This is a genomic window from Erythrobacter aurantius (assembly GCF_023823125.1).
Lineage (GTDB): Bacteria > Pseudomonadota > Alphaproteobacteria > Sphingomonadales > Sphingomonadaceae > Erythrobacter > Erythrobacter aurantius.
This window is the reverse complement of record NZ_CP090949.1, coordinates 2,267,628-2,288,929: the sequence shown is the minus strand read 5'-3', so window position 1 is coordinate 2,288,929 and position 21,302 is coordinate 2,267,628. Positions and strand designations below refer to the sequence as shown.

Genomic DNA, 21,302 nt, shown 5'->3' with positions numbered 1-21,302 from the left:
CCTGTTGTAAATCAGGAGTTTTGGAATAGCCTCTCCCAAAACATGGGAGCACGGCATGGCGGGAATGCGTTTGGTGCGAGTCGGACCGGCACTCGTTTCGGCGACGCTGCTTGCTGGAACTACGGTAGCCAAGGAGAAGGAGCAGTCCCCCGGTGAGGTGACGATCCTGCTGCCCGACGATATCCGCACGCTGCCGCCCGAACCCTTCCCAAATACCGATCCCGCACTTGCGATTCCCGAAGCGGACGAAACACCAGCCTATCAGGACAGCCGGTACCGCCGGCTCGCCACGCCTGAATTCGAGACTTTCGAAAACGACGTCGAATTTCGCCGTTTCCTGCGTTCGGTCGAGCAATTGCGTCAACGTGAAAGGCGGCGGCGCTTCAGTGAAGGCGAGGGCGCGCAGATCGTAGTCGCGGCTTTGCAGGATGTGGAAGCTGCCGAAGCACCACCTGAATGCGCTGTACCGGAAGATTGCCCCGACGATAGCGCGAGCCAGACCGTTGTCGTTACCGGATCGCGGGTCGCCAGCATGCCTCAAAGCATGCCGATAGCTGTTACAACGGTCAGCAGCGAAAGCACCACCGGGACATCGGACAGCATCACCAATGTCCAGGTCGCCAGCGTCGATGAAGGGGACATAGTCAAGCTGATCGGGCAGTATCTGTTGGTGTTGCAGGATGGCCGGGTCTTTGCCGTGCACTATCCCACCATGACGCTGACCGATCGCACCGATGTCTATCGCAAGGATGAGGACGGTGATCCCATCGGCGCGGACTGGTATGACGAAATGCTGGTGCAGGGTGATCAGATCATCGTCACGGCCTATTCCTACGAAGACGATGCCAGCGAAATCACCGTGCTGCGGCTCGATCGGGAAACGGGGAAGGTCAGTGTCCGCGGGGTATTCCTGATATCCTCCGACGATTATTACGATGTCGACAATTATGCGACGCGTATCGTTGGCGACAGGCTGGTGATCTACACACCGTATGAGGCAGCCGATCTGGTCAGCCGCCGCAATCGCCCGGTGATCCGCCGCTGGACCGGGGCGGAGGATTTCTACGACAACCAAGGCACGGGCAAGGACGTGCTGGACGTGCGCGATATCTATCGCCCGGTGTTCGGCGTGAAGGAGCCCTGGGTGCACACCGTATCGGTTTGCGCTTTGAGCGATGTGATCGAACGCGGCCTCAGCTGCGAAACAACCGGTTTTGTCGGTGCCGACCCGGCCGAGTTGTATGTCACTCCTGATGCGGTCTACCTGTGGACATCGGCCGTCAGCTGGGATGAGCTGGACTGGAACGAATGTCAGATCGGCACCCCGTCTGCCGGATTTGGCGAGGTTCCCCCGGCAGCGGTGTTCCGCCTGCCCATCGGGCGCGGCGAAGTAGAGGTGCTGGGGGCGCGGGGAATGCCGATTGACCAGTTCGGCATGGATGCGACGGGCACGCGCTTCCGGGCGCTTTCCAGCTTCTACCGCCACGCGTGCTCCGATGATGACATCGCCAAGGAATTCGCGCTGATGAATGCACCACAGGGCAAGTTCCGCGATCGCTACATCGCCGCGCGCGAAAGCGAATTCGCAAGGCTTCCCAGCCTGCTGGCGAACTCGGCGGAAAACCGCTTTGTCGGCGACTGGATCGTCTATGGCGGACGCGATCGCTATTCGCGCCGCCCTCCGCGTGATGGCAAGGCGGAACGCAGCGCACAGGGCAATGTGATCCACGCGGTGCCAGTGAATGCCCCGGAGCAGGCGGAGACGATCAGCATCGGCCATTCTCTGGTGCGGCTTGAACGGATGGGCGAAGCGGCGGTGATCGCCAATGGCTATGCCGACGAGAGCGGGCTGCGCGTCAGTTACATCGGGCTGGAGCCGGGCGCGTCAGCCATCCGCAGCTCTGCGCATCTGCCGGGCCGATACGAAAGCGAAAGCCGAAGCCACGCCTTCAACGCGACTTACACCCTTTCCGGAGATGGAATGCTGGGCGTTCCTACCGTCGCGCGCAAAGAGCAATCGGGTGGCTGGTGGTGGTATTCGGACGTGTCGGACCTGTCGTTCCTCGGCTTTGATGCCGCAGGTCTGCTGGCCGATGGCGGACTGATCCGTGCGACGCCCGAGGACGAGGTCGAGACCGGCGAAGGCTATGACTGCGAGGTGTCCTGTATCGACTGGTACGGCAATGCCCGTCCGATCTTCCTAGGCGGCAAGGTTTACGGCCTTATGGCGACCGAACTGGTCGAAGCCGAAGTGGTCGAAGGACGGGTGGCGGAGCGGCGCCGGGTTGATCTGACCGGCCCGTTGCAGCGTTGAGGCAGGGCAGGGAAAAGGCGAATTTCGGTTTTGCCTAGCCCTGCGACTGCGGCTAACACGGCGCCAATCATGTTGATGCGTCCGCTGATATCTTCATTGCTGCTCACCGCCACGCTGGGGGCTTGCGACAATCTTGCCACCGATCCCGACCGCCCGGAAACGGCGCTTGAATTCCCTATGCCGGATCGGCCGGTTTCGGCGGTTGTTTCAAACCAGTTTTCGAACGAGGACGCCCGCGACGAACGTGGCGAGGCTCAGGCGGTGATGGACCTCGCCAATATCCGACCCGGCATGACGGTCGCCGATATCGGCGCGGGCGAGGGCTATTACACCGTCCGCCTTGCAGACCGGGTTGGCGAGGATGGACGGGTGCTGGCGCAGGATATCGATTCCGAGGCGCTTCAGCGGCTTGGACAGCGTGTCGAACGCGAACGGCTCGAAAACATTTCTATCAAGCTGGGCCGGGCAGACGATCCGCAGCTTCCGGCTGACAGCTTCGACCGGATATTCCTCGTCCACATGTATCACGAGGTGACGGAACCTTATGCCTTCCTCTGGCGCATGTGGCCTGCTCTGGCTGAAGGGGGGCAGATCATCGTCGTCGATGTCGATCGCCCGACCAGCCGCCACGGGATCGCGCCGGGCCTGTTGTTCTGTGAATTCGAAGCCATCGGCTTCAAGCTCACCGAATTCGTCGAGCGGCCCGATCTCAAGAGCTATTTCGCCCGGTTCGAACGTGGCGAGGCACGCACCGAACCTGCCGCGATCAAGGCTTGCAGCAACGGCTGAGCGCGCGGTCTTGCAATGCCCGCTGACTGGCGTGGGTACAATCTCCGCCGCCCCTTTCCATACCCCCGGCAGGGTGCTAGGCGCGGCGGCCAAGAGTATAAATGACTAGGGGACTTCGCAGGGGATGACTGACTTCCCAACCAGCTTTGACCGCGACGATTTGTTGAAGTGCGCAAGGGGCGAATTGTTCGGCCCCGGCAACGCGCAATTGCCCGCACCGCCGATGCTGATGATGGACCGCATTACCGAGATTTCTGGCGATGGCGGCGAACACGGCAAGGGGCACGTGGTGGCCGAATTCGACATCACGCCCGATCTTTGGTTCTTCGACTGCCATTTCCCTGGCAACCCGATCATGCCCGGCTGTCTCGGCCTTGACGGTCTGTGGCAGCTGACCGGCTTCAACCTTGGCTGGCGTGGCTGGCAGGGGCGCGGCTATGCGCTGGGCGTGGGCGAGGTAAAGCTAACCGGCATGGTGCGGCCTGATCGCAAGATGCTGCGATACTTCGTCGATTTTACCAAGGCGGTGCAGACCCGTCGGCTCACCATGGGTGTGGCTGACGGCCGCGTCGAAGCCGATGGCGAAGTCATCTATCAAGTCAAAGACATGAAGGTCGCGCTTTCAGAAGCGTGATGGGATCAGGGGCACAATACGGATCATGCGTCGCGTCGTCATAACCGGGCTGGGGATCGTATCCTCGATTGGCAACAATACAGGCGAGGTTCTGGCCTCGCTGAAGGCCGGCAAGTCCGGCATCACCTTCAACGAGGACATGGCCGAGCATGGCTTCCGCTCCCAGATTGCAGGGGCGGTGAAGCTGGATGTGGCCGAACATGTCGATAAGCGCACCTTGCGCTTCATGGGACCGGGCGCAGCCTATGCCCATATCGCGATGGGTCAGGCGATCGCGGATGCGGGGCTTGAGGAAAAGGATGTCGTCAATCCGATGACCGGCGTGATCGCCGGATCGGGCGGCCCTTCGACTTCGGCGATGCTGGCGGCTCATCAGACGGTGCTCCAGAACGGTTCGACCAAGCGGATCGGGCCGTTCGCTGTCCCCAAGACGATGTCTTCGACGGTCAGCGCCAATCTGGCGACGGCCTATCAGATCAAGGGCATGAACTTCTCGATCACCTCGGCCTGTTCCACCTCGCTGCATTGCATCGGCATGGCCGCACAGCAGATCGCGCTGGGATTGCAGGACGTGATGTTCGGCGGTGGCGGCGAAGAACTCGACTGGACGCTGTCCTGCCTGTTCGACGCGATGGGCGCGATGTCGAGCAAGTATAACGACACGCCGGAACGCGCGAGCCGCGCTTTCGATGCCGACCGCGACGGGTTCGTGATCGGCGGCGGCGGGGCGATCGTGGTGCTCGAAGCGCTCGAGCATGCACAGGCGCGCGGCGCGAAGATCTATGCCGAAGTCACCGGGTTCTGCGCCACTTCCGACGGGGCCGACATGGTCGCTCCTTCGGGTGAGGGCGGTGAACGTTCGATGCTGGGCGCGCTCAAGACCCTCGGCCCGGATCGCAAGATCAGCTACATCAATGCGCATGGCACCTCGACCCCGGTGGGTGACGTGGGCGAGATCGAAGCCGTGCGCCGCGTGTTCGGCGAAGGTTCGACGCCTCCTGTCAGCTCGACCAAGTCGATGACCGGCCACAGTCAGGGCGCAACCGGCGCGCAGGAGGCGGTCTATTGCCTGCTCGCGCTGGAGCATGACTTCATCATTCCGTCGATCAATGTCGAAACTCTCGATCCGGCACTGAAACCGGAGGAGATCGCCACCGAACTGGTGGAGAACGCCGGGCTTGATACGGTAATGACAAACTCCTTCGGGTTCGGCGGCACCAACGGGACAATGCTGCTGTCGAAATTCCACGGATGACGTCGCGGCCAGGGCGCCGCTAAGGGAGGGGAGCTTACATGGGCGTGCTTGCGGGAAAACGCGGCCTTGTAATGGGCGTTGCCAACGACCGGTCGATTGCATGGGGCATCGCCAAGGCATGCGCCGATGCAGGAGCGGAACTGGCCTTCACCTATCAGGGAGAAGGCTTCGGCAAGCGGCTAGAGCCCTTGGCACAAAGCGTCGGTTCGGATCTGATGCTCGATGTCGATGTCACCGATGACGCCTCGCTCGACGTGGCTTTTGCCGCCTTGCAGGAACGGTGGGGCACGCTCGATTTCGTGGTCCACGCGATCGCCTATTCGGACAAGTCCGAGCTGACTGGGCGCATCCTCAACACGACGCGCGCCAACTTCCGCAATTCGATGGACATTTCGGCCTACAGCCTGATCGAAGTCGCGCGCCGGGCGCATCCGATGATGGTGGAAAATGGGGGAAGCTTGCTGACCCTGAGCTATCTGGGTTCGAGCCGGGTCACCCCCAATTACAACGTAATGGGAATGGCCAAGGCCGCGCTTGAGGCGGGGGTGCGTTATCTCGCCAATGATCTGGGCCGCGACGGTATCAGGGTCAACGCGATCAGCCCCGGCCCCATGAAGACGCTCGCCGCGAGCGCCATCGGCGGGGTGCGCCGCACCTATCGCCATACCGAGGCAAACGCGCCGCTGGGCAGCAATGCCACGCTCGAAGCGGTGGGCGGAACCGCCGTCTATCTTTGCTCCGATGCGGCGGCCTGCACAACGGGCGAGATCATCCATGTCGATGGCGGCTTCCACGTACTGGGAATGCCGCAACTCGACAATCTCTAGGCTTGGCGCAAATGGAGATCCGCCGCAGCGATCTGTCGGAACCGGAAGTGGTGGAACTGATCGCGCTGCACACGCGGGAAATGTTCGAAGGGTCGCCGCCGGGGACCAATCATGCGTTGGACCTGTCCGGGCTTCAGGGAGCGGATATGGAGGTTTACGCTGCGTGGAACGGCGCAGCGCTGTTGGCGATCGGCGCGCTCAAGCGGCACGAAGGCTTTGCCGAGATCAAGTCGATGCGCGCCCATCCCGATGCGCGGCGGACCGGCGCGGGCAGGGCGATCCTGTCGCACCTGATCGAGCGGGCGCGAGAACTGGGCTTGGCCGAGATCAAGCTTGAAACAGGATCGGGCCCGCTGTTCGAGCCGGCAACCGCACTTTACCGCAGCTTCGGATTTGAACCCTGCGGTGATTTTGCCGGGTACAAGGCGGGCGAATTCAACAAGCTGTTCGCGTTACGCATCTAACCCACCAGCGCCGTCAGCACCTGATCGGGCGGGCGGTGGCCGTTGACCCAGAACTGGATATTGGCGACCACCTTTTCACCCGATGCCTCGCGGCCCTCGGTCGTGGCGCTGCCGATGTGGGGGAGGGTCATGACGTTGGGGTGTTCGATCAGGCGTTTGTCGACATTCGGTTCGTCCGGATACACGTCCAGACCCGCTCCGGCGAGGTGGCCCGATTGCAGAGCCGCTATCAGCGCTTCCTGATCGATCAATTCCCCACGCGCGGTGTTGATGATGCTCGCGCCCGGCTTCATCAACGCGATCCGGCGTGCATCGATCATCCCGCGGGTTTCCGCTGTCAGCGGGCAGTGCAGGGTGAGGATGTCCGCCTCGGCGATCAGAGTGTCGAGATCGGAAACAAACCGTGCGCCCAGCATCGATTCGACCGCCTGTGGCAATTGCTTGCGGTTGTAATAGGCGACTTGCAGGCCAAACGCGCGGGCGCGGTGGGCGACGGCCTGACCGATCCGGCCCATGCCGACAATGCCCAGAACCTTGCCACCCAGCTTGCGCCCTAGGAGCCCCGAAGGCGCCCAGCCGGTCCATTCGCCCCGCCGGACCAAGGCCGTGCCTTCTCTGATGCGGCGCGGCACGCCGATAATTCCGGCCATGGCAAGATCAGCGGTGTCATCGGTGAACACGCCCGGCGTGTTGGTAACGATGATCTTGCGTGCGGCGGCTGCGGCAAGGTCGATATGCTCCGTCCCCGCGCCAAAGCTGGCGATCAGCCGCAACCGGTCGCCAGCGCCCGCGATCATTTCCGCGTCGATCCGGTCTGTGACGGTGGGAACCAGTACGTCGCAGTCCTGCATCGCCGCGATCAGTTCTTCGCGCGTCATCGGCACGTCATCGGGATTGAGCACGACATCGAACAGTTCGCTCATCCGCTGTTCCACGCTCGGGATAAGGTGACGGGTAACCACCACCTTGGGCTTGCCTGACGGAAAATGCGGAGCGGTATCGGGATGAGCCATAATCGCTGCGCTAATGGCAAGGAGCGGGGGTGGTCAAGCTGGCTGTTCCTGAATTGGCACAATGGCTTTGTAGGGCTGCAAAGTCGCTTGAAGCGCAATCACTGGTGACGCTATCAGAAGGGTATGACTGCACTGCGTTTTCTCGCCGCTCTGGCACTCAGCATCGTTCTCACCGGTACAATCCTTGCGGGAGAGGCGCGCGCGCAGGAGCGCGAGGTTCCCTATTGGGCGACGATGCGCTTTGACGAGGTGAACATGCGCGTCGGGCCGAGCCAGGAATACAAGATCGACTGGGTCTACAAGCGGCGGGGCCTGCCGGTGAAGGTTATTCGCCTGCGCGAAGGCTGGAGGCTGATCGAGGATCACGAAGGCACGCAAGGGTGGGTTGCGGCGAGCCAGCTCAGCCCGAAACTCGGCGTTCTGGTGATCGGCAGCGGTCCGGTGGAATTGCGCGCCGAACCAGTCGCAAGCAGTGCGGTGCGCTGGCGGGCGCAGCCGGGAGTTATCGGCGAATTGCTGCGCTGCCGGGAAACCTATTGCGAGGTTGATGTCGCAGGCCGTTCGGGTTGGGCGCCGATGGATCGTTTGTGGGGCGCAGGCGAAATGGAGCCCGCGCCCTGAGGCGCTATTCTTCCAGCGGGGTCACTCGATAGCTTTCGCTGCCATCATCGCGAGTGGTCATGAAACTGCCGTCCTCATCGGGTGGAGAATTGCTCCAGCAGCGTTCCTGCTGTCCTTCCCCATCGCCCGCCGGATCGAAGCAGATGACTTCGTCAAGGCTGGACCAGCTGCCCGATCCGACAACTGCGCCTGACGGATCGAGATCCTCGTAAGTGCCGTCGGTTGCCAGCCGCGTACGGACGTAGACTTGCGAGCCGTCGCCGACCGCATAGAGGCCCGGACCCATAGTCTGGACACCCTTGTCCAGTTCCTTGCCCTCTGGCGGCAGCGGCTCATCGCTCGCGGCATTGCAAGCGACGAGCAAGAGCGCGGCCGCCAAAGGAGCAAATGAACGGATCATGCCAGCTCCACCGCGATCGCCGTGGCTTCACCCCCGCCGATGCAGAGGCTGGCGACGCCGCGCTTCTTGGCTTGCTGCTTGAGCGCGTTGAGCAGGGTCACGATGATACGCGTGCCTGATGCGCCGATCGGATGGCCCAGCGCGGTCGCGCCGCCGTTCACATTGATCTTTTCATGCGGGATGCCGATGTCGCGCATCGCGAACATGGCGACGCAGGCAAACGCCTCGTTCACTTCCCACAGATCGACATCGTCAACCGACCAGCCCGCGTTGTCGAGCACCTTCTGGATCGCGCCGACGGGGGCGACGGTGAAGTCCTTTGGCGCGCGGGCATGGGCGGCGAGAGCGACGATCCGGGCAACCGGCGTCTGGCCATTCGCGCTTGCGACACTTTCGCGGGTCAGCACCACGGCAGCCGCGCCATCGGAAATGGAGCTGGAAGTCGCAGCGGTAATCGTTCCGTCCTTGGCAAAGGCCGGGCGCAGCTGCGGGATCTTGTCCGGCTTACCCTTGCCGGGTTGTTCGTCGGTATCGACAGTGACTTCGCCAGCGCGGGTCGAGAAGGTCACCGGCACCACTTCATCGGCAAATGCACCGCTGGCGATGGCGGCGTTGGCGCGGGCAAGGGATTCGATCGAATAGGCGTCCTGTTCTTCACGGGTGAGCTGGTATTCGTTGGCGGTATCCTGCGCGAAAGTGCCCATCGCGCGGCCTTCCTCATAGGCATCCTCCAGCCCGTCGAGGAACATGTGATCATAGGCGGTATCATGCCCGATGCGCGCGCCCGAACGGTGCTTCTTGAGCAGGTAGGGAGCGTTCGTCATGCTCTCCATGCCCCCGGCCACGACATAGTCGATCGTGCCGCTGGCCAGCGCCTCCGCCCCCATGATGACGGTCTGCATGCCCGAGCCGCAGACCTTGTTCACCGTTGTTGCCTGCACCGATTCGGGCAGACCGGCCTTGATCGTCGCCTGACGGGCAGGGGCCTGGCCCAGCCCGGCGGGAAGGACGCAGCCCATATAGGTGCGGTCGAACTTGTCGCCCGGAACGCCCGAACGCTCCACCGCCGCCTTTACCGCTGCCGCTCCCAGATCAGTCGCCGGTACTTCGGCAAGCGCGCCCTGCATGCCGCCCATCGGGGTGCGAGCATAGGAAAGGATTACAATCGGATCGTTGGCTGAGAAGTGCGGCATGGGTTTGCATCCTTCAATTCGGAAACGGGAGATTGGTTGAAGTTGATCTAGGAGCGGCTCCGCCCGATGGCAACGCGCTAGCACTTGGCAATTGGTATTAACTTGCGAGCCGCCGTGCTTTCCCTCACAACGGTGGCAAATTGAAACCGGGATAAAGTGGGAGAGAAAAATGGCTGATGACCGGCGCGCAGAACTCGAGGAATTGCTGAAGCTGCAGCGGAGCGCATTCACCGCATCGCGGCCCGAAAGCATGTCTCAACGCAAGGATCGCATCCGGCGGGCGATGGCTCTTGTGAAAGACAACGCCGACGCGTTCTGCAAGGCGATGAGCGCGGATTTCGGCAACCGCTCGATGGAGCAATCGTTGCTCACCGATATCGGCGCGACCGTCGGCGCGGGCAAGCACGCGCTCAAGCACATGGACAAGTGGGCCAAGACCGAAAGGCGCCCGGTCCAATTCCCGCTGGGCCTGCTGGGGGCCAAGGCCGAGGTGCGATATGAGCCTAAGGGCGTGATCGGCATTCTCAGCCCGTGGAATTTTCCGGTCAATCTGGCCTTTGCCCCGCTGATGCAGGTTCTGGCGGCCGGCAATCGTGCAATGATCAAGCCGAGTGAATTCACCGAGCGGACAAGCGCGCTGATGGCCGAACTGGTGGAGGAATACTTCACCCGTGACGAAGTCGCGGTTGTCACAGGCGGGCCGGAAGTGGCGGCTGCATTCTCATCGCTGCCCTTCGATCATCTCGTCTTCACCGGATCGACCGCGACAGGTCGGCGGGTGATGCAGGCCGCGGCGGAGAACCTTGTTCCGGTGACGCTGGAACTGGGCGGTAAATCACCGGTCATCATGGGCCGCAGCGCGGATTTTGCCAAGGCAGGCGAACGGATCGCGCTGGGCAAGATGATGAACGCCGGGCAAATCTGCCTCGCTCCGGACTATCTTTATGTGCCCGAGGACAAGCAGGACGAAGCCGTGGCGGGTGTCGCATCGGGGGTTTCCGCGATGTATCCCACCCTGCTTGAAAATGACGACTACGCCTCGATCGTGTCCGACCGCCATTTCGAGCGGTTGCAGGGGCTTGTCGAAGATGCCCGCGAGAAGGGCGCCGAGGTGATCGAGGTCAACCCCGGCAATGAGGACTTCGGAAACGCCAACCAGCGCAAGATGCCGCTCAACATCCTGAAAAACGTCAATGACGACATGAAGGTGATGCAGGAGGAAATCTTCGGCCCGGTCCTGCCCGTGATGACCTACAAATCGGTCGATCAGGCGGTGGATTACATCAACGAACACGATCGCCCGCTCGGCCTCTATTACTTCGGAGAGGATCAGGGCGAGCAGGAGCGGGTGCTGACCCGGACGATTTCGGGTGGTGTCACCACCAATGACGTGATCTTCCACGTCTCGATGGAAGACCTGCCGTTCGGCGGGGTCGGCCCGTCAGGTATCGGCAGCTATCACGCGATCGAAGGCTTCCGCGAATTTAGCCACGCCCGCAGCACCTATCACCAGCCCAAGATCGATATTGCCAAGCTGGCAGGGATGAAGCCGCCCTATGGCAAGGCAACCGAAAAGGCGGCGGCCGGCATGATGAAGTGAGAGCGCTGGTCGCTCTATGTGCGCTTGCACTTGCCAGTCCGGGCTTGGCAGGGGATCGCGCGCCTTGGCGTGCGGTCGATGCCGAGACCGGACAGATTCGCGATATCGACGGGCTGGACCAACTCGCCCGGGATTTTCCTGATAGCGGATCTGTGCGTCTTAGACTTCTCCAGCCGTTGATCGCGGCGGGCGAAGTTGAAAAGGTTCTGGCGACGCTCGAGTGGCTTTATGATCGCGGATACGTGTTCAGCGATGCGGCTCAGGCGCAGATCCCAAAATTGCTAGAGGGGATCGATGCAGGGCGGATCGCCGAGCGTCTGATAGCCGAAGCGGAAGTGATCGAAGCGAGCGAGATAATCGCGATCCTTCCGGCGGAAGCAGGCCTGACCGAAAGCGTCGTGAAAGACCCGCGGACGGACACGTTGGCTGTCACTTCGCAGTCGGGCAATTCGATTTGGCAATACACCTCGCCCGATGAACTTGGGCAGAGCGATTTTGGCGAAGGACACAGCTTTTCAGGCATCGTTTACTTCCCGGTGCTTGATCAATTGTGGGCTTCCGTCTCCAGTGTTCCGAACCCGTTCAACGCAGAACAGACTGCTGCCGGACTGATGTCCCTGTGTCTGGAGCTTGAATGCAGCCGGCAAGTCATTGTGATCCACAGCGAGGCCAAGTCGATGAACGATCTGGTCGCGGCGACCGATGGGACGCTTTACGCGAGCGATTCGGTTGGCGGCGGGGTCTATCGGCTTGAGAATGGTGCAAAATCACTTGAGCCTGTCGTCCCACCCGGAACATTTCGATCACCGCAAGGGCTGGCTGTCAGCGCTGATGGGGTTAGGCTCTACGTCAGTGATTACCGTTATGGGATCGCGATAGTTGAACTCGCAACCGGCGAAGTTTCGCGCCTGACTTCGGATATTCCGCTGATGCTCGACGGGGTCGACGGCCTGTGGCGCCATGACAATGAGCTGATCGCGGTGCAGAACGGCACCTCACCAATGCGGATCAGCGCCTTCATGCTTTCCGAGGACGGCAATCGGGTGGTTGGCCACCGCATTCTCGAACAGGCGCATTCGGAATGGACGGAGCCCCTCAGCGGCTCGATCGACGAAGGCGCGTTGATTTATATCGGCAATGGCCAATGGGACCGGTTTGTCGACGGCCGGCTTGCAGACGGAAAGCAGGCGCTCCCGACCGAAATCAGGCGGCTTCCGCTCGGGCCAGCCCCGTATTGACATAAGCGCAAAGCTTAGTTCGATTTTCTGCAACAGATATACGCAGCTTTGCCCGAGTCGGGCCCTTGCGCAGGGGGTTCTTGGCGCGTAGGGGCTCCGCATTGGGATTAATTACGCTTGGACATCGCCGTGATCGACCTCGCTCAGTATCTGCCGATACTGCTGTTCATCGTGATCGCCTTCGGGCTTTCATGCCTTTTCGTGTTCCTGCCGATGGGCGTGTCGCGTCTGACGGGCGCCCACAATCCGGATGCGGAAAAGCTGTCCGAATATGAATGCGGCTTTCCCGCATTTGAGGATGCGCGCAGCCAGTTCGACGTGCGTTTCTACCTCGTCGCGATCAGCTTCATCATCTTCGATCTCGAAGCGGCGTTCCTGTTCCCCTGGGCGGTGAGCCTGGGCGAAACGCAATGGGTCGGATGGATCGGCATGATGGTGTTCCTCGGCATCCTTGCCATCGGCCTCGCCTATGAATGGAAGAAGGGAGCTCTGGACTGGGAATGAGCACCGTAGTCACCCCTCCAACCAGCCTGCCGGACATTGCCGCGCTTGAAACCGCCAAGTCCGGCGAAGTCCGTATGCCCGATCAGGATTATTTCAACGCGCTCCAGACCGAGGTGAACGACAAGGGTTTCCTCGTCACCAGCACCGAAGACCTGTTCCAGTGGGCGCGCACCGGCAGCCTGTGGTGGATGACTTTCGGCCTCGCGTGCTGCGCGGTCGAGATGATCCATGTGAACATGCCGCGCTATGACATGGAGCGTTTCGGCGCCGCGCCGCGCGCCAGCCCGCGCCAGTCGGACGTGATGATCGTCGCGGGGACGCTCTGCAACAAGATGGCTCCGGCGCTGCGCAAGGTTTACGACCAGATGTCTGATCCGAAATATGTGATCAGCATGGGCAGCTGCGCCAATGGCGGCGGCTATTACCACTATTCCTACAGCGTCGTGCGTGGCTGTGACCGGATCGTACCGGTCGACATCTACGTGCCCGGCTGCCCTCCGACGGCAGAGGCGCTGCTCTATGGTGTGATGCAGTTGCAGCGCAAGATTCGCCGCGTCGGCACGATCGAGCGGTAAGGACCAGTCATGGCAGTTCTCCATTCCGCCCCCAAATTCGCTTCGAACGAAGGCGTGATTGACGCGCTCGGCGAAAGCGTCAGCGTGTGGCTCCACGGCGCGCACGAACAGCATGGCGAGATCGTTCTTGTCGCCAAGCGCGAGGATATCGAAACAGTCCTGCGCACGCTACGTGACGAGCATGAATACCAGCAGCTGATGGAAATCGCCGGGGCCGACTATCCGGATCGCGCGGAGCGGTTCGAAGTCGTCTACATGCTGCTCTCGCTCACCAAAAACCACCGCGTGATGGTCAAGGTGTCGACTGACGAGAACACGCCTGTACCGACCGTCACGACGCTGTGGCCGAATTCGGGCTGGCTCGAACGTGAGGTTTTCGACCTCTACGGCGTGGTGTTTGACGGCAATCCAGATCTGCGCCGCATCCTCACCGACTATGGCTTTGAAGGGCATCCGTTCCGCAAGGACTTCCCGATGACCGGCTATATCGAGCTGCGTTATTCCGAGGATGAAAAGCGCGTCGTCTACGAACCGGTCGAACTGCCGCAGGACATGCGCACTTTCGACTTCCTTTCGCCATGGGAAGGATCGGACTACGTGCTGCCGGGTGATGAAAAGGCCGATGCGCCTGCGCCCGCTCCCGAAGAAGTCGAAGACGAGGCCGAAACCCCCGCTGATGCGGTGGAATTCGACATTGCAGAGGAGGACGACTGATGGGCGTCCACATCGAGGAATCGCCGACCACTGACGGCGATGTGATCCAGAACTACACGATCAACTTCGGCCCTCAGCACCCGGCCGCGCACGGCGTGCTGCGCATGGTGATGGAACTGGACGGCGAAGTGATCGAACGCGTCGATCCCCACGTCGGCCTGCTGCATCGCGGCACCGAAAAGCTGATCGAGCAGAAGACCTACCTTCAGGCGCTGCCGTATTTCGACCGGCTCGATTACTGCTCTCCGCTGTGTCAGGAGCATTCCTACGTTCTCGCGATCGAGAAGCTGCTCAATCTCGAAGTGCCGATCCGTGCGCAATATCTGCGCGTGCTGTTCGCCGAGCTGACCCGCATCTGCAACCACATGCTCAACATCGGCGCGCACGTGATGGACGTGGGCGCGATGACGCCGAACCTGTGGGTGTTCGAACTGCGTGAGGATTGCCTCAACTTCTTCGAGCGTGCCTCGGGCGCGCGCATGCACTCGGCTTGGTTCCGCCCGGGCGGCGTGCATCAGGATGTACCGGAAAAGCTGCTGGTCGATATTGGCGACTGGCTCGACAATCGGTTTTTCCAGCTGTTCGACGACGCGATGAGCCTCGTCATGGACAACCGCATCTTCAAGCAGCGCAATGTCGATATCGCCGTGGTGAGCCGCGACGATGCGATTGCATGGGGCTTTTCCGGCCCGATGATCCGCGCGGCGGGCATTCCGTGGGACCTGCGCAAGTCGCAGCCCTACGACGTCTATGACCGCATGGAATTCGACATTCCGGTCGGCACCAATTCGGACTGTTACGATCGCTTCATGGTGCGCGTGAAGGAAGTTCGCGAGAGCGCCAAGATCATCAAGCAGTGCCTCGCCGAAATGCCCAGCGGCCCGATTGCGAGCACCGACGGCAAGGTTTCGCCTCCGAAGCGCGGCGAGATGAAGCAGTCGATGGAAAGCCTGATCCACCACTTCAAGCTTTACACCGAAGGCTTCCACGTCCCCGCCGGCGAAGTCTATGTCGCGACCGAAAGCCCCAAGGGCGAATTCGGCGTCTATCTCGTCAGCGACGGCACCAATAAACCCTACCGCTGCAAGATTCGCCCGACCGCATTCTCGCATCTTCAGGCGATGGACATGATGAGCAAAGGCCACATGCTGGCCGACGCGACCGCCATTCTGGGCGCGATCGACGTGGTGTTCGGGGAGTGTGATCGGTGAGCGCCCTCGTTTTTTTCTTCGCCGCTTGTTTTGTGATTACGGTCTTCGGCGCATACGCATTTATGTTCGTCGCATCGTTCTTTGTTGATGGCAACGCGCCCCGAGTGGCGGGATTCTCTTACGCTATCGGCAATGCAGGCATGGCAAACTTCTTTAATGACGGTGGAATGACACAAGTCGCCGCGCTTGTTGGCGCGATTTCTGCACTCACTTTGGTCTGGTATTTGTTTTTCAAGCGAGTGAAGGCGCATGGCTGACCGTACCCCCGCTCCCGACACCCCCGAATTGCGCGCGCGCTGGGGCTCTTTTGCATGGACGAAAGAGAACAAGGCGAAGGCGGATTACCACATCGCCAAATACCCCGATGGCCGCCAGAAATCGGCAGTCATGGCGCTGCTCGATCTCGCTCAGCGTCAGGTAGGCGCGGAGACCGATACGCAAGGCTGGCTGCCGATCCCGGTGATCGAATATGTCGCCAAATATCTCGACATGCCGGTGATCCGCGTCCTCGAAGTTGCGACCTTCTATTTCATGTACAACATGAAACCCGTCGGGAAATTCCACGTGCAAGTCTGCGGCACGACGCCCTGCATGCTGCGCGGCTCGGATGACATCATTTCCGCCTGCAAGAAGCGTGGGATGGTGAAGGGCGGGGTGTCCGAAGACGGCCTCTGGACCCTCACCGAAGTCGAATGCATGGGCAATTGCGCCACCGCGCCGATGGTCCAGATCAACGACGACAATTACGAAGACCTGACGGTAGAACGCCTCGACAAGGTGCTCGACGCGCTGGCCAAGGGGGAAACGCCCAAGGCAGGCACGCAGGAGCCGGGGCGGCACACCTCCGAACCCAGCGGCGGGCCGACCACGCTCAAGGAAATGGTCACCGAGAACCACGATTACCGGGGCGAATGGTAATGGATGGCGGGGTCATCGCGCTCGCCATGGGCGGGCTAATCAACTTTGGCGTGGGCGCCTATTTCTCGGCCACGGGCGAGGTCAACATGGGCATCGTGTTCATGGCGATTGGCCTCGCACTGCAAGTGCTTTCGCTCGCGCGGATCAAGAAATTGAAGAAGAAGGGGTCGATCGATGCTGGCCGATAAGGATCGCATCTTCACCAACGTCTATGGCTTTCAGGACTGGGGCCTGAAGGCGTCGCAGGCACGCGGCGATTGGGACAACACCAAGGCGCTGATCGAGCGCGGCCAGGACGCGATCATCGAAGAGATCAAGGCGTCAGGCCTGCGCGGGCGCGGGGGGGCAGGCTTCCCAACTGGCCTCAAATGGTCGTTCATGCCCAAGGAATCGCGCGACGGACGGCCCAGCTTCCTCGTCATCAACGCCGACGAATCCGAGCCCGGTTCGTGCAAAGACCGCGAAATCATCCGCCACGATCCGCACAAGCTGGTCGAAGGCGCGCTGATCGCCGGTTTCGCCATGCGCGCGCGTGCGGCCTATATCTACATTCGCGGCGAATACATTCGCGAAGCCGAAGTGCTGCAAAAGGCCATCGACGAAGCCTATGCCGCCGGACTGATCGGCAAGAACGCATCGAAGTCGGGCTATGACTTCGATGTGTACATGCACCGCGGCGCAGGCGCGTACATCTGCGGCGAAGAAACCGCGATGATCGAAAGCCTCGAAGGCAAGAAGGGCCAGCCGCGCCTCAAGCCTCCGTTCCCGGCAGGTGCTGGCCTTTATGGCTGCCCGACCACGGTGAACAATGTTGAGAGCATCGCGGTGGTGCCGACGATCCTGCGGCGCGGCGCATCATGGTTCGCCAGCTTCGGGCGCGAGAACAACAAGGGCACCAAGCTGTTCCAGATCAGCGGCCATGTGAACAAGCCCTGCGTCGTCGAAGAAGCTCTGAGCATCCCGTTCAGCGAGCTGATCGAAAAGCATTGCGGCGGCATTCGCGGCGGCAAGGACAATCTGCTCGCGGTGATCCCCGGCGGTTCCTCGGTTCCACTGGTTCCGGCCGAGCAGATCTGGGACGCGCCGATGGATTTCGACGGGCTGAAAGAGCTCGGCTCGGGCCTAGGCACGGCGGGCGTGATCGTCATGGACAAGTCGACCGACATCGTCCGCGCGATTTCGCGCCTCAGCTACTTCTACAAGCACGAAAGCTGCGGCCAGTGCACGCCTTGCCGCGAAGGCACGGGCTGGATGTGGCGTGTGATGGAGCGCCTGCGCACGGGTGACGCGGCGATCGAGGAAATCGACATGCTTCACGAAGTGACGAAGCAGGTCGAAGGCCACACCATCTGCGCGCTGGGCGATGCGGCGGCATGGCCGATCCAGGGCCTCATCCGCCACTTCCGCCCCGAACTGGAGCGTCGCATTCACGAGCACAACGCACAATTCGCAGAGGCAGCCGAGTAATGCCTAAAGTAACCGTAGACGGTCAGGAAATCGAAGTCCCGGCGGGCGCGACTGTCCTCCAGGCTTGCGAACAGGCGGGCAAGGAAATCCCGCGTTTCTGTTACCATGAACGCTTAAGTATCGCCGGTAACTGCAGGATGTGTCTGGTCGAAGTGAAGCCGGGGCCGCCCAAGCCACAGGCGTCGTGCGCGTTGCCCGCTGCCGAAGGTCAGGAAATCCGCACCGACACGCCGATGGTCAAGAAGGCGCGCGAAGGGGTGATGGAGTTCCTGCTCATCAACCACCCGCTCGACTGCCCGATCTGCGACCAGGGCGGCGAATGCGATCTTCAGGATCAGGCGGTGGCCTATGGGCGCGGCGGCTCGCGCACCAAGGAGCACAAGCGCGCCGTCACCGAGAAATACATGGGCCCGCTGATCAAGACGATCATGACCCGCTGCATCCATTGCACCCGCTGCGTGCGCTTCTCCGAAGAGATCGCCGGCGTGGACGAAATCGGCGCGCTGTATCGCGGCGAGGACATGCAGATCACTACCTATCTCGAACAGGCGGCCAAGCACGAGCTTTCCGCGAATGTGATCGACCTTTGCCCCGTAGGTGCGCTCACCTCGCGCCCCTATGCGTTCGAGGCGCGTCCGTGGGAATTGAAGCGCACGCTGAGCATCGACGTTTCGGACGCCGTGGGCGCGAATATCTCGCTGCATTCCAAGGGCCGCGAAGTCATGCGCGCACTGCCGCGCATCAATGACGACGTGAACGAGGAGTGGCTGAGCGACAAGGGCCGCTATCAGGTCGATGGCCTGACCAAACGGCGTCTGGACAAGGTTTTCATCCGCAAGGGCGGAAAACTGCAACCTGCAGGCTGGAGCGAGGCGTTCGACACGATCGCCACGCATCTGGGGGCGGACACCACCTCCATTGCGGCGGTTGCAGGCGACATGGTCGATTGCGAGACCATGTTCGCGGCCAAGGCGCTGCTCAATTCGTGTGGTTCGACCAAGCTGGAAGCGCGTCAGACCGGCATGACCTATGACGTGTCGAACCTTGCGGCGGTGAATTTCAATTCGACGCTCGCCGGGATCGAAACCGCCGATTGCATCCTGATCGTGGGCAGCCACATCCGCTGGGAAGCCGCACTGGTGAATGCACGCATTCGCAAGGCTGTGAAGCACGGCGCGAAGGTCTACATCATCGGCCCCGCATGGGAGACAACCTATCCGGCGACCTTCCTCGGCGAAGATCTGAAGGTTCTGAACCGCATTCCCAAGGATCTGGGCGACGCCATGAAGGCGGCCGAGCGTCCCGCGGTGATCCTCGGCGGTGCGGCGCTGGCCAAGGGCGCATTGGCCCCGGCGCTCAAGCTGGTGGACAAGTTCGGCCTCGTTAGGGATGGCTGGAACGGCTTCAACGTGCTGCACATGAGCGCGGCACGCATGGGTTCGCTGATGCTCGATTTCACCGTGCCGGGCGGCATGGCCGAAATCGCCTCCGCCAAGCCCAAGGTGCTGATCAGCCTTGGCGCGGACGAGATGGATTACGAACCCTTCGCCGACAGCCTCAAGGTCTACATCGGCCACCACGGCGACAAGGGCGCGCATGCGGCGGACGTGATCCTGCCCGCAGCTTCCTATGCCGAGAAAGACGGCACCTACGTCAACACCGAAGGCCGGGTGCAATTCGCGGAGAAAGCCGTGTTCGCGCCGGGTGACGCGCGCGAAGACTGGACGATCCTGCGCGCGCTGGCCGATGCGCTGGGCGTTGCAGTCGGCTTCGACAGCTTTGGCGAGCTTCAGGCCGCGATGATCAAGGCGGTTCCCGCGCTGGGTGAAGAAGGCCTCGCGGATTACGGCGCGCTGCCCAAGGCGGACAACAAGGCCAAGGCGGACGGCGAAATCACCACCTATCCAGTCAAGGATTTCTACCTCACCAACCCGATCGCCCGCGCAAGCGCCGTAATGCAGCAATGTTCGGCCGAATTGCTGCACGGCGACGAGATGAAGGAGGCTGCGGAATGACCGCGTTCTTCCAAGGCTTTGGAATGCCCTATGAATGGGCTTGGACTGTCTCGACGCTGGTCGGGATCATCGTGATTTCGCTGCTCGTGATGTTCAGCGTCGCGATGGTGATCTATGTCGACCGCAAGGTGCTGGGCGCGATCATGCTGCGTCGCGGACCCAACGTGGTCGGGCCGTTCGGGCTGCTCCAGTCATTCGCGGATGGCCTCAAGGTCTTCCTGCAGGAAACGATCATCCCGAGCGCTGCGAACAAGGGCATCTTCCTGCTCGCGCCGATCATCACCTTTACCGTCGCGCTCGCGGCCTGGGCGGTGATCCCGTTCGATGAGGGCGTGCTGGTCTCGGACATCAATCTTGGCCTGCTGTACATCCTCGCGATCAGCTCACTGGGTGTTTACGGCGTGGTGATGTCCGGTTGGGCGTCGAACTCGAAATACCCGTTCTTCTCCGCAATGCGCGCCGCTGCACAGATGATCTCTTACGAGGTCTCGATCGGCTTTATTCTCGTTTGCGTCGTGCTGTGGACCAAGAGCTTCAACATGACGGACATCGTCATGGCTCAAAAGGGGCACGGTCTCGGCTTCGTGAACGGGTTTTACTTCAATCTGCTGCTGTTCCCGATGTTCGTGGTATTCTTCATTTCGGCACTGGCCGAGACGGCCCGCGCGCCGTTCGACCTGACCGAGGCGGAATCGGAGCTCGTTGCCGGTTATCAGACCGAATATTCGAGCATGGCCTTCGCGCTGTTCTGGCTGGGTGAATATGCCAATATCCTGCTGATGTGCTCGCTGTGCACGCTGCTGTTCTTCGGCGGATGGCTGCCCCCGGTCGAATGGGCACCCCTCTATTATGTGCCGGGGATCGTGTGGTTCCTGCTCAAGACCTTCGGTTTCTTCCTGATCTTCAGCTGGATCTGGGCGACCGTGCCGCGGTATCGCTATGACCAGCTGATGCGGCTTGGCTGGAAGGTGTTCCTGCCGATGAGCCTGATCTTCGTTGCTGCAATTTCCGGCTACCTGATGGCCACGGGACATTTCGCATGACCTCCGCAACCCAGCTCTTGAAATCGTTCACCCTGTGGGAATTCCTCAAGGCGCACGCGCTGACCTTGAAGTATTTCTTCAAGCCCAAGGTGACGATCAACTACCCCTTCGAGAAGTCGCCGCTTTCGCCGCGTTTCCGTGGTGAACACGCGCTGCGCCGTTATCCCAACGGTGAGGAACGCTGCATCGCGTGCAAGCTGTGCGAGGCTGTGTGCCCGGCACAGGCGATCACGATCGAGGCCGAACCGCGCGAAGACGGCAGCCGCCGCACGACGCGCTACGACATCGACATGACGAAGTGCATCTATTGCGGCTTCTGTCAGGAAGCCTGCCCGGTCGACGCCATCGTCGAAGGGCCGAATTTCGAATACGCCACCGAAACCCGCGAAGAGCTGCTTTACGACAAGGCCAAGCTGCTCGCGAACGGTGACAAGTGGGAACGGGCCATCGCGGCCAATCTTGAAGCTGACGCACCCTATCGTTAAGGGCGCGCGGCAAGGGATACCG

At 61.5% G+C, this 21,302-nt stretch carries 23 protein-coding genes; 20 read left to right on the top strand and 3 right to left on the bottom strand.

Going from position 1 to position 21,302, the window contains the following annotated elements; genetic code table 11:
• The first annotated feature begins 55 nt into the window (after positions 1-55).
• The 6 genes from L1K66_RS10945 (at position 56) to L1K66_RS10920 (ending at position 6,283) form a co-directional block, all read left to right on the top strand.
• On the top strand, positions 56-2,314 hold the full coding sequence (locus tag L1K66_RS10945) for a beta-propeller domain-containing protein (protein ID WP_252257916.1): 2,259 nt from the start codon (positions 56-58) through the stop codon (positions 2,312-2,314).
• Positions 2,315-2,383: 69 nt separating this feature from the next.
• On the top strand, positions 2,384-3,103 hold the full coding sequence (locus tag L1K66_RS10940) for a class I SAM-dependent methyltransferase (protein WP_252257915.1): 720 nt from the start codon (positions 2,384-2,386) through the stop codon (positions 3,101-3,103).
• A gap of 124 nt (positions 3,104-3,227) precedes the next feature.
• Positions 3,228-3,737, top strand: coding sequence for a bifunctional 3-hydroxydecanoyl-ACP dehydratase/trans-2-decenoyl-ACP isomerase (gene fabA, locus L1K66_RS10935; protein WP_034954177.1), 510 nt, complete (start codon positions 3,228-3,230; stop codon positions 3,735-3,737).
• A 25-nt stretch (positions 3,738-3,762) separates the two neighbouring features.
• A complete protein-coding gene (locus tag L1K66_RS10930; RefSeq protein ID WP_252257914.1) occupies positions 3,763-4,992 on the top strand; it encodes a beta-ketoacyl synthase N-terminal-like domain-containing protein in 1,230 nt (409 codons plus the stop codon).
• A gap of 38 nt (positions 4,993-5,030) precedes the next feature.
• The gene (locus tag L1K66_RS10925; RefSeq protein WP_252257913.1) at positions 5,031-5,819 is read left to right on the top strand and encodes an enoyl-ACP reductase FabI; all 789 of its coding nucleotides are present in this window, start codon (positions 5,031-5,033) and stop codon (positions 5,817-5,819) included.
• Positions 5,820-5,830: 11 nt separating this feature from the next.
• A complete protein-coding gene (locus tag L1K66_RS10920; RefSeq protein ID WP_252257912.1) occupies positions 5,831-6,283 on the top strand; it encodes a GNAT family N-acetyltransferase in 453 nt (150 codons plus the stop codon).
• Here the strand turns inward: L1K66_RS10920 and L1K66_RS10915 are convergent.
• A complete protein-coding gene (locus L1K66_RS10915; RefSeq protein WP_252257911.1) occupies positions 6,280-7,296 on the bottom strand; it encodes a 2-hydroxyacid dehydrogenase in 1,017 nt (338 codons plus the stop codon). The genes L1K66_RS10920 and L1K66_RS10915 overlap by 4 nt on opposite strands.
• A 123-nt stretch (positions 7,297-7,419) precedes the next feature.
• On the opposite strand from L1K66_RS10915, the gene L1K66_RS10910 reads away from it, so the two are divergent.
• Positions 7,420-7,917: an SH3 domain-containing protein gene (locus L1K66_RS10910; protein ID WP_252257910.1), complete on the top strand. Its 498-nt coding sequence runs from the start codon at positions 7,420-7,422 to the stop codon at positions 7,915-7,917.
• A gap of 4 nt (positions 7,918-7,921) precedes the next feature.
• On the opposite strand, the gene L1K66_RS10905 is transcribed toward L1K66_RS10910, so the two are convergent.
• Positions 7,922-8,317, bottom strand: coding sequence for a hypothetical protein (locus L1K66_RS10905; protein WP_252257909.1), 396 nt, complete (start codon positions 8,315-8,317; stop codon positions 7,922-7,924).
• Positions 8,314-9,510, bottom strand: coding sequence for a thiolase family protein (locus tag L1K66_RS10900; RefSeq protein WP_252257908.1), 1,197 nt, complete (start codon positions 9,508-9,510; stop codon positions 8,314-8,316). The genes L1K66_RS10905 and L1K66_RS10900 overlap by 4 nt, the downstream gene beginning before the upstream one ends.
• Positions 9,511-9,679: 169 nt before the next feature.
• On the opposite strand from L1K66_RS10900, the gene L1K66_RS10895 reads away from it, so the two are divergent.
• The 13 genes from L1K66_RS10895 (at position 9,680) to nuoI (ending at position 21,280) form a co-directional block, all read left to right on the top strand.
• A complete protein-coding gene (locus L1K66_RS10895; protein ID WP_252257907.1) occupies positions 9,680-11,110 on the top strand; it encodes a coniferyl aldehyde dehydrogenase in 1,431 nt (476 codons plus the stop codon).
• Positions 11,107-12,348 carry an SMP-30/gluconolactonase/LRE family protein gene (locus L1K66_RS10890; protein WP_252257906.1) on the top strand — a complete coding sequence of 414 codons (1,242 nt, stop codon included), beginning with the start codon at positions 11,107-11,109 and terminating at the stop codon, positions 12,346-12,348. Before L1K66_RS10895 ends, L1K66_RS10890 begins: the two co-directional genes overlap by 4 nt.
• Before the next feature lie 129 nt (positions 12,349-12,477).
• Entirely contained in the window at positions 12,478-12,852 is a 375-nt protein-coding gene (locus L1K66_RS10885; RefSeq protein ID WP_034954816.1) for an NADH-quinone oxidoreductase subunit A, read from the top strand.
• Positions 12,853-12,926: 74 nt separating this feature from the next.
• Complete coding sequence (locus L1K66_RS10880) at positions 12,927-13,427, top strand: NuoB/complex I 20 kDa subunit family protein (protein ID WP_034954815.1); 501 nt, start codon at positions 12,927-12,929, stop codon at positions 13,425-13,427.
• Positions 13,428-13,436: 9 nt separating this feature from the next.
• Complete coding sequence (locus tag L1K66_RS10875) at positions 13,437-14,141, top strand: NADH-quinone oxidoreductase subunit C (protein WP_252257905.1); 705 nt, start codon at positions 13,437-13,439, stop codon at positions 14,139-14,141.
• A complete protein-coding gene (locus L1K66_RS10870; RefSeq protein ID WP_252257904.1) occupies positions 14,141-15,352 on the top strand; it encodes an NADH-quinone oxidoreductase subunit D in 1,212 nt (403 codons plus the stop codon). Before L1K66_RS10875 ends, L1K66_RS10870 begins: the two co-directional genes overlap by 1 nt.
• Positions 15,349-15,609: a hypothetical protein gene (locus L1K66_RS10865; protein ID WP_252257903.1), complete on the top strand. Its 261-nt coding sequence runs from the start codon at positions 15,349-15,351 to the stop codon at positions 15,607-15,609. Before L1K66_RS10870 ends, L1K66_RS10865 begins: the two co-directional genes overlap by 4 nt.
• Positions 15,602-16,270 carry an NADH-quinone oxidoreductase subunit NuoE gene (nuoE, locus tag L1K66_RS10860; protein WP_252257902.1) on the top strand — a complete coding sequence of 223 codons (669 nt, stop codon included), beginning with the start codon at positions 15,602-15,604 and terminating at the stop codon, positions 16,268-16,270. Before L1K66_RS10865 ends, nuoE begins: the two co-directional genes overlap by 8 nt.
• Entirely contained in the window at positions 16,264-16,458 is a 195-nt protein-coding gene (locus L1K66_RS10855) for a hypothetical protein (protein ID WP_252257901.1), read from the top strand. Before nuoE ends, L1K66_RS10855 begins: the two co-directional genes overlap by 7 nt.
• Positions 16,445-17,737, top strand: coding sequence for an NADH-quinone oxidoreductase subunit NuoF (gene nuoF / locus L1K66_RS10850; protein ID WP_252257900.1), 1,293 nt, complete (start codon positions 16,445-16,447; stop codon positions 17,735-17,737). Before L1K66_RS10855 ends, nuoF begins: the two co-directional genes overlap by 14 nt.
• Positions 17,737-19,752, top strand: a complete 2,016-nt coding sequence (nuoG, locus tag L1K66_RS10845) for an NADH-quinone oxidoreductase subunit NuoG (protein WP_252257899.1) — start codon at positions 17,737-17,739, stop codon at positions 19,750-19,752. The genes nuoF and nuoG overlap by 1 nt, the downstream gene beginning before the upstream one ends.
• Positions 19,749-20,795, top strand: coding sequence for an NADH-quinone oxidoreductase subunit NuoH (nuoH, locus tag L1K66_RS10840; RefSeq protein ID WP_252257898.1), 1,047 nt, complete (start codon positions 19,749-19,751; stop codon positions 20,793-20,795). The genes nuoG and nuoH overlap by 4 nt, the downstream gene beginning before the upstream one ends.
• Positions 20,792-21,280, top strand: coding sequence for an NADH-quinone oxidoreductase subunit NuoI (nuoI, locus tag L1K66_RS10835; RefSeq protein WP_252257897.1), 489 nt, complete (start codon positions 20,792-20,794; stop codon positions 21,278-21,280). Before nuoH ends, nuoI begins: the two co-directional genes overlap by 4 nt.
• Positions 21,281-21,302: the final 22 nt, after the last annotated feature.

Excerpts from the sequence above, each read along its gene's own strand:
- nuoH (WP_252257898.1), top strand. The coding sequence starts at position 19,749 with ATGACCGCGTTCTTCCAAGGCTTTGGAATGCCCTATGAATGGGCTTGG.
- fabA (WP_034954177.1), top strand. The coding sequence starts at position 3,228 with ATGACTGACTTCCCAACCAGCTTTGACCGCGACGATTTGTTGAAGTGC.
- L1K66_RS10920 (WP_252257912.1), top strand. The coding sequence starts at position 5,831 with ATGGAGATCCGCCGCAGCGATCTGTCGGAACCGGAAGTGGTGGAACTG.
- nuoE (WP_252257902.1), top strand. The coding sequence starts at position 15,602 with ATGGCTGACCGTACCCCCGCTCCCGACACCCCCGAATTGCGCGCGCGC.
- L1K66_RS10875 (WP_252257905.1), top strand. The coding sequence starts at position 13,437 with ATGGCAGTTCTCCATTCCGCCCCCAAATTCGCTTCGAACGAAGGCGTG.
- nuoF (WP_252257900.1), top strand. The coding sequence starts at position 16,445 with ATGCTGGCCGATAAGGATCGCATCTTCACCAACGTCTATGGCTTTCAG.
- L1K66_RS10880 (WP_034954815.1), top strand. The coding sequence starts at position 12,927 with ATGCCCGATCAGGATTATTTCAACGCGCTCCAGACCGAGGTGAACGAC.
- L1K66_RS10915 (WP_252257911.1), bottom strand. The coding sequence starts at position 7,296 with ATGGCTCATCCCGATACCGCTCCGCATTTTCCGTCAGGCAAGCCCAAG.
- L1K66_RS10870 (WP_252257904.1), top strand. The coding sequence starts at position 14,141 with ATGGGCGTCCACATCGAGGAATCGCCGACCACTGACGGCGATGTGATC.
- L1K66_RS10855 (WP_252257901.1), top strand. The coding sequence starts at position 16,264 with ATGGTAATGGATGGCGGGGTCATCGCGCTCGCCATGGGCGGGCTAATC.
- L1K66_RS10910 (WP_252257910.1), top strand. The coding sequence starts at position 7,420 with ATGACTGCACTGCGTTTTCTCGCCGCTCTGGCACTCAGCATCGTTCTC.
- nuoG (WP_252257899.1), top strand. The coding sequence starts at position 17,737 with ATGCCTAAAGTAACCGTAGACGGTCAGGAAATCGAAGTCCCGGCGGGC.
- L1K66_RS10905 (WP_252257909.1), bottom strand. The coding sequence starts at position 8,317 with ATGATCCGTTCATTTGCTCCTTTGGCGGCCGCGCTCTTGCTCGTCGCT.
- L1K66_RS10930 (WP_252257914.1), top strand. The coding sequence starts at position 3,763 with ATGCGTCGCGTCGTCATAACCGGGCTGGGGATCGTATCCTCGATTGGC.
- L1K66_RS10925 (WP_252257913.1), top strand. The coding sequence starts at position 5,031 with ATGGGCGTGCTTGCGGGAAAACGCGGCCTTGTAATGGGCGTTGCCAAC.
- L1K66_RS10940 (WP_252257915.1), top strand. The coding sequence starts at position 2,384 with ATGTTGATGCGTCCGCTGATATCTTCATTGCTGCTCACCGCCACGCTG.
- L1K66_RS10895 (WP_252257907.1), top strand. The coding sequence starts at position 9,680 with ATGGCTGATGACCGGCGCGCAGAACTCGAGGAATTGCTGAAGCTGCAG.
- L1K66_RS10945 (WP_252257916.1), top strand. The coding sequence starts at position 56 with ATGGCGGGAATGCGTTTGGTGCGAGTCGGACCGGCACTCGTTTCGGCG.
- L1K66_RS10900 (WP_252257908.1), bottom strand. The coding sequence starts at position 9,510 with ATGCCGCACTTCTCAGCCAACGATCCGATTGTAATCCTTTCCTATGCT.
- nuoI (WP_252257897.1), top strand. The coding sequence starts at position 20,792 with ATGACCTCCGCAACCCAGCTCTTGAAATCGTTCACCCTGTGGGAATTC.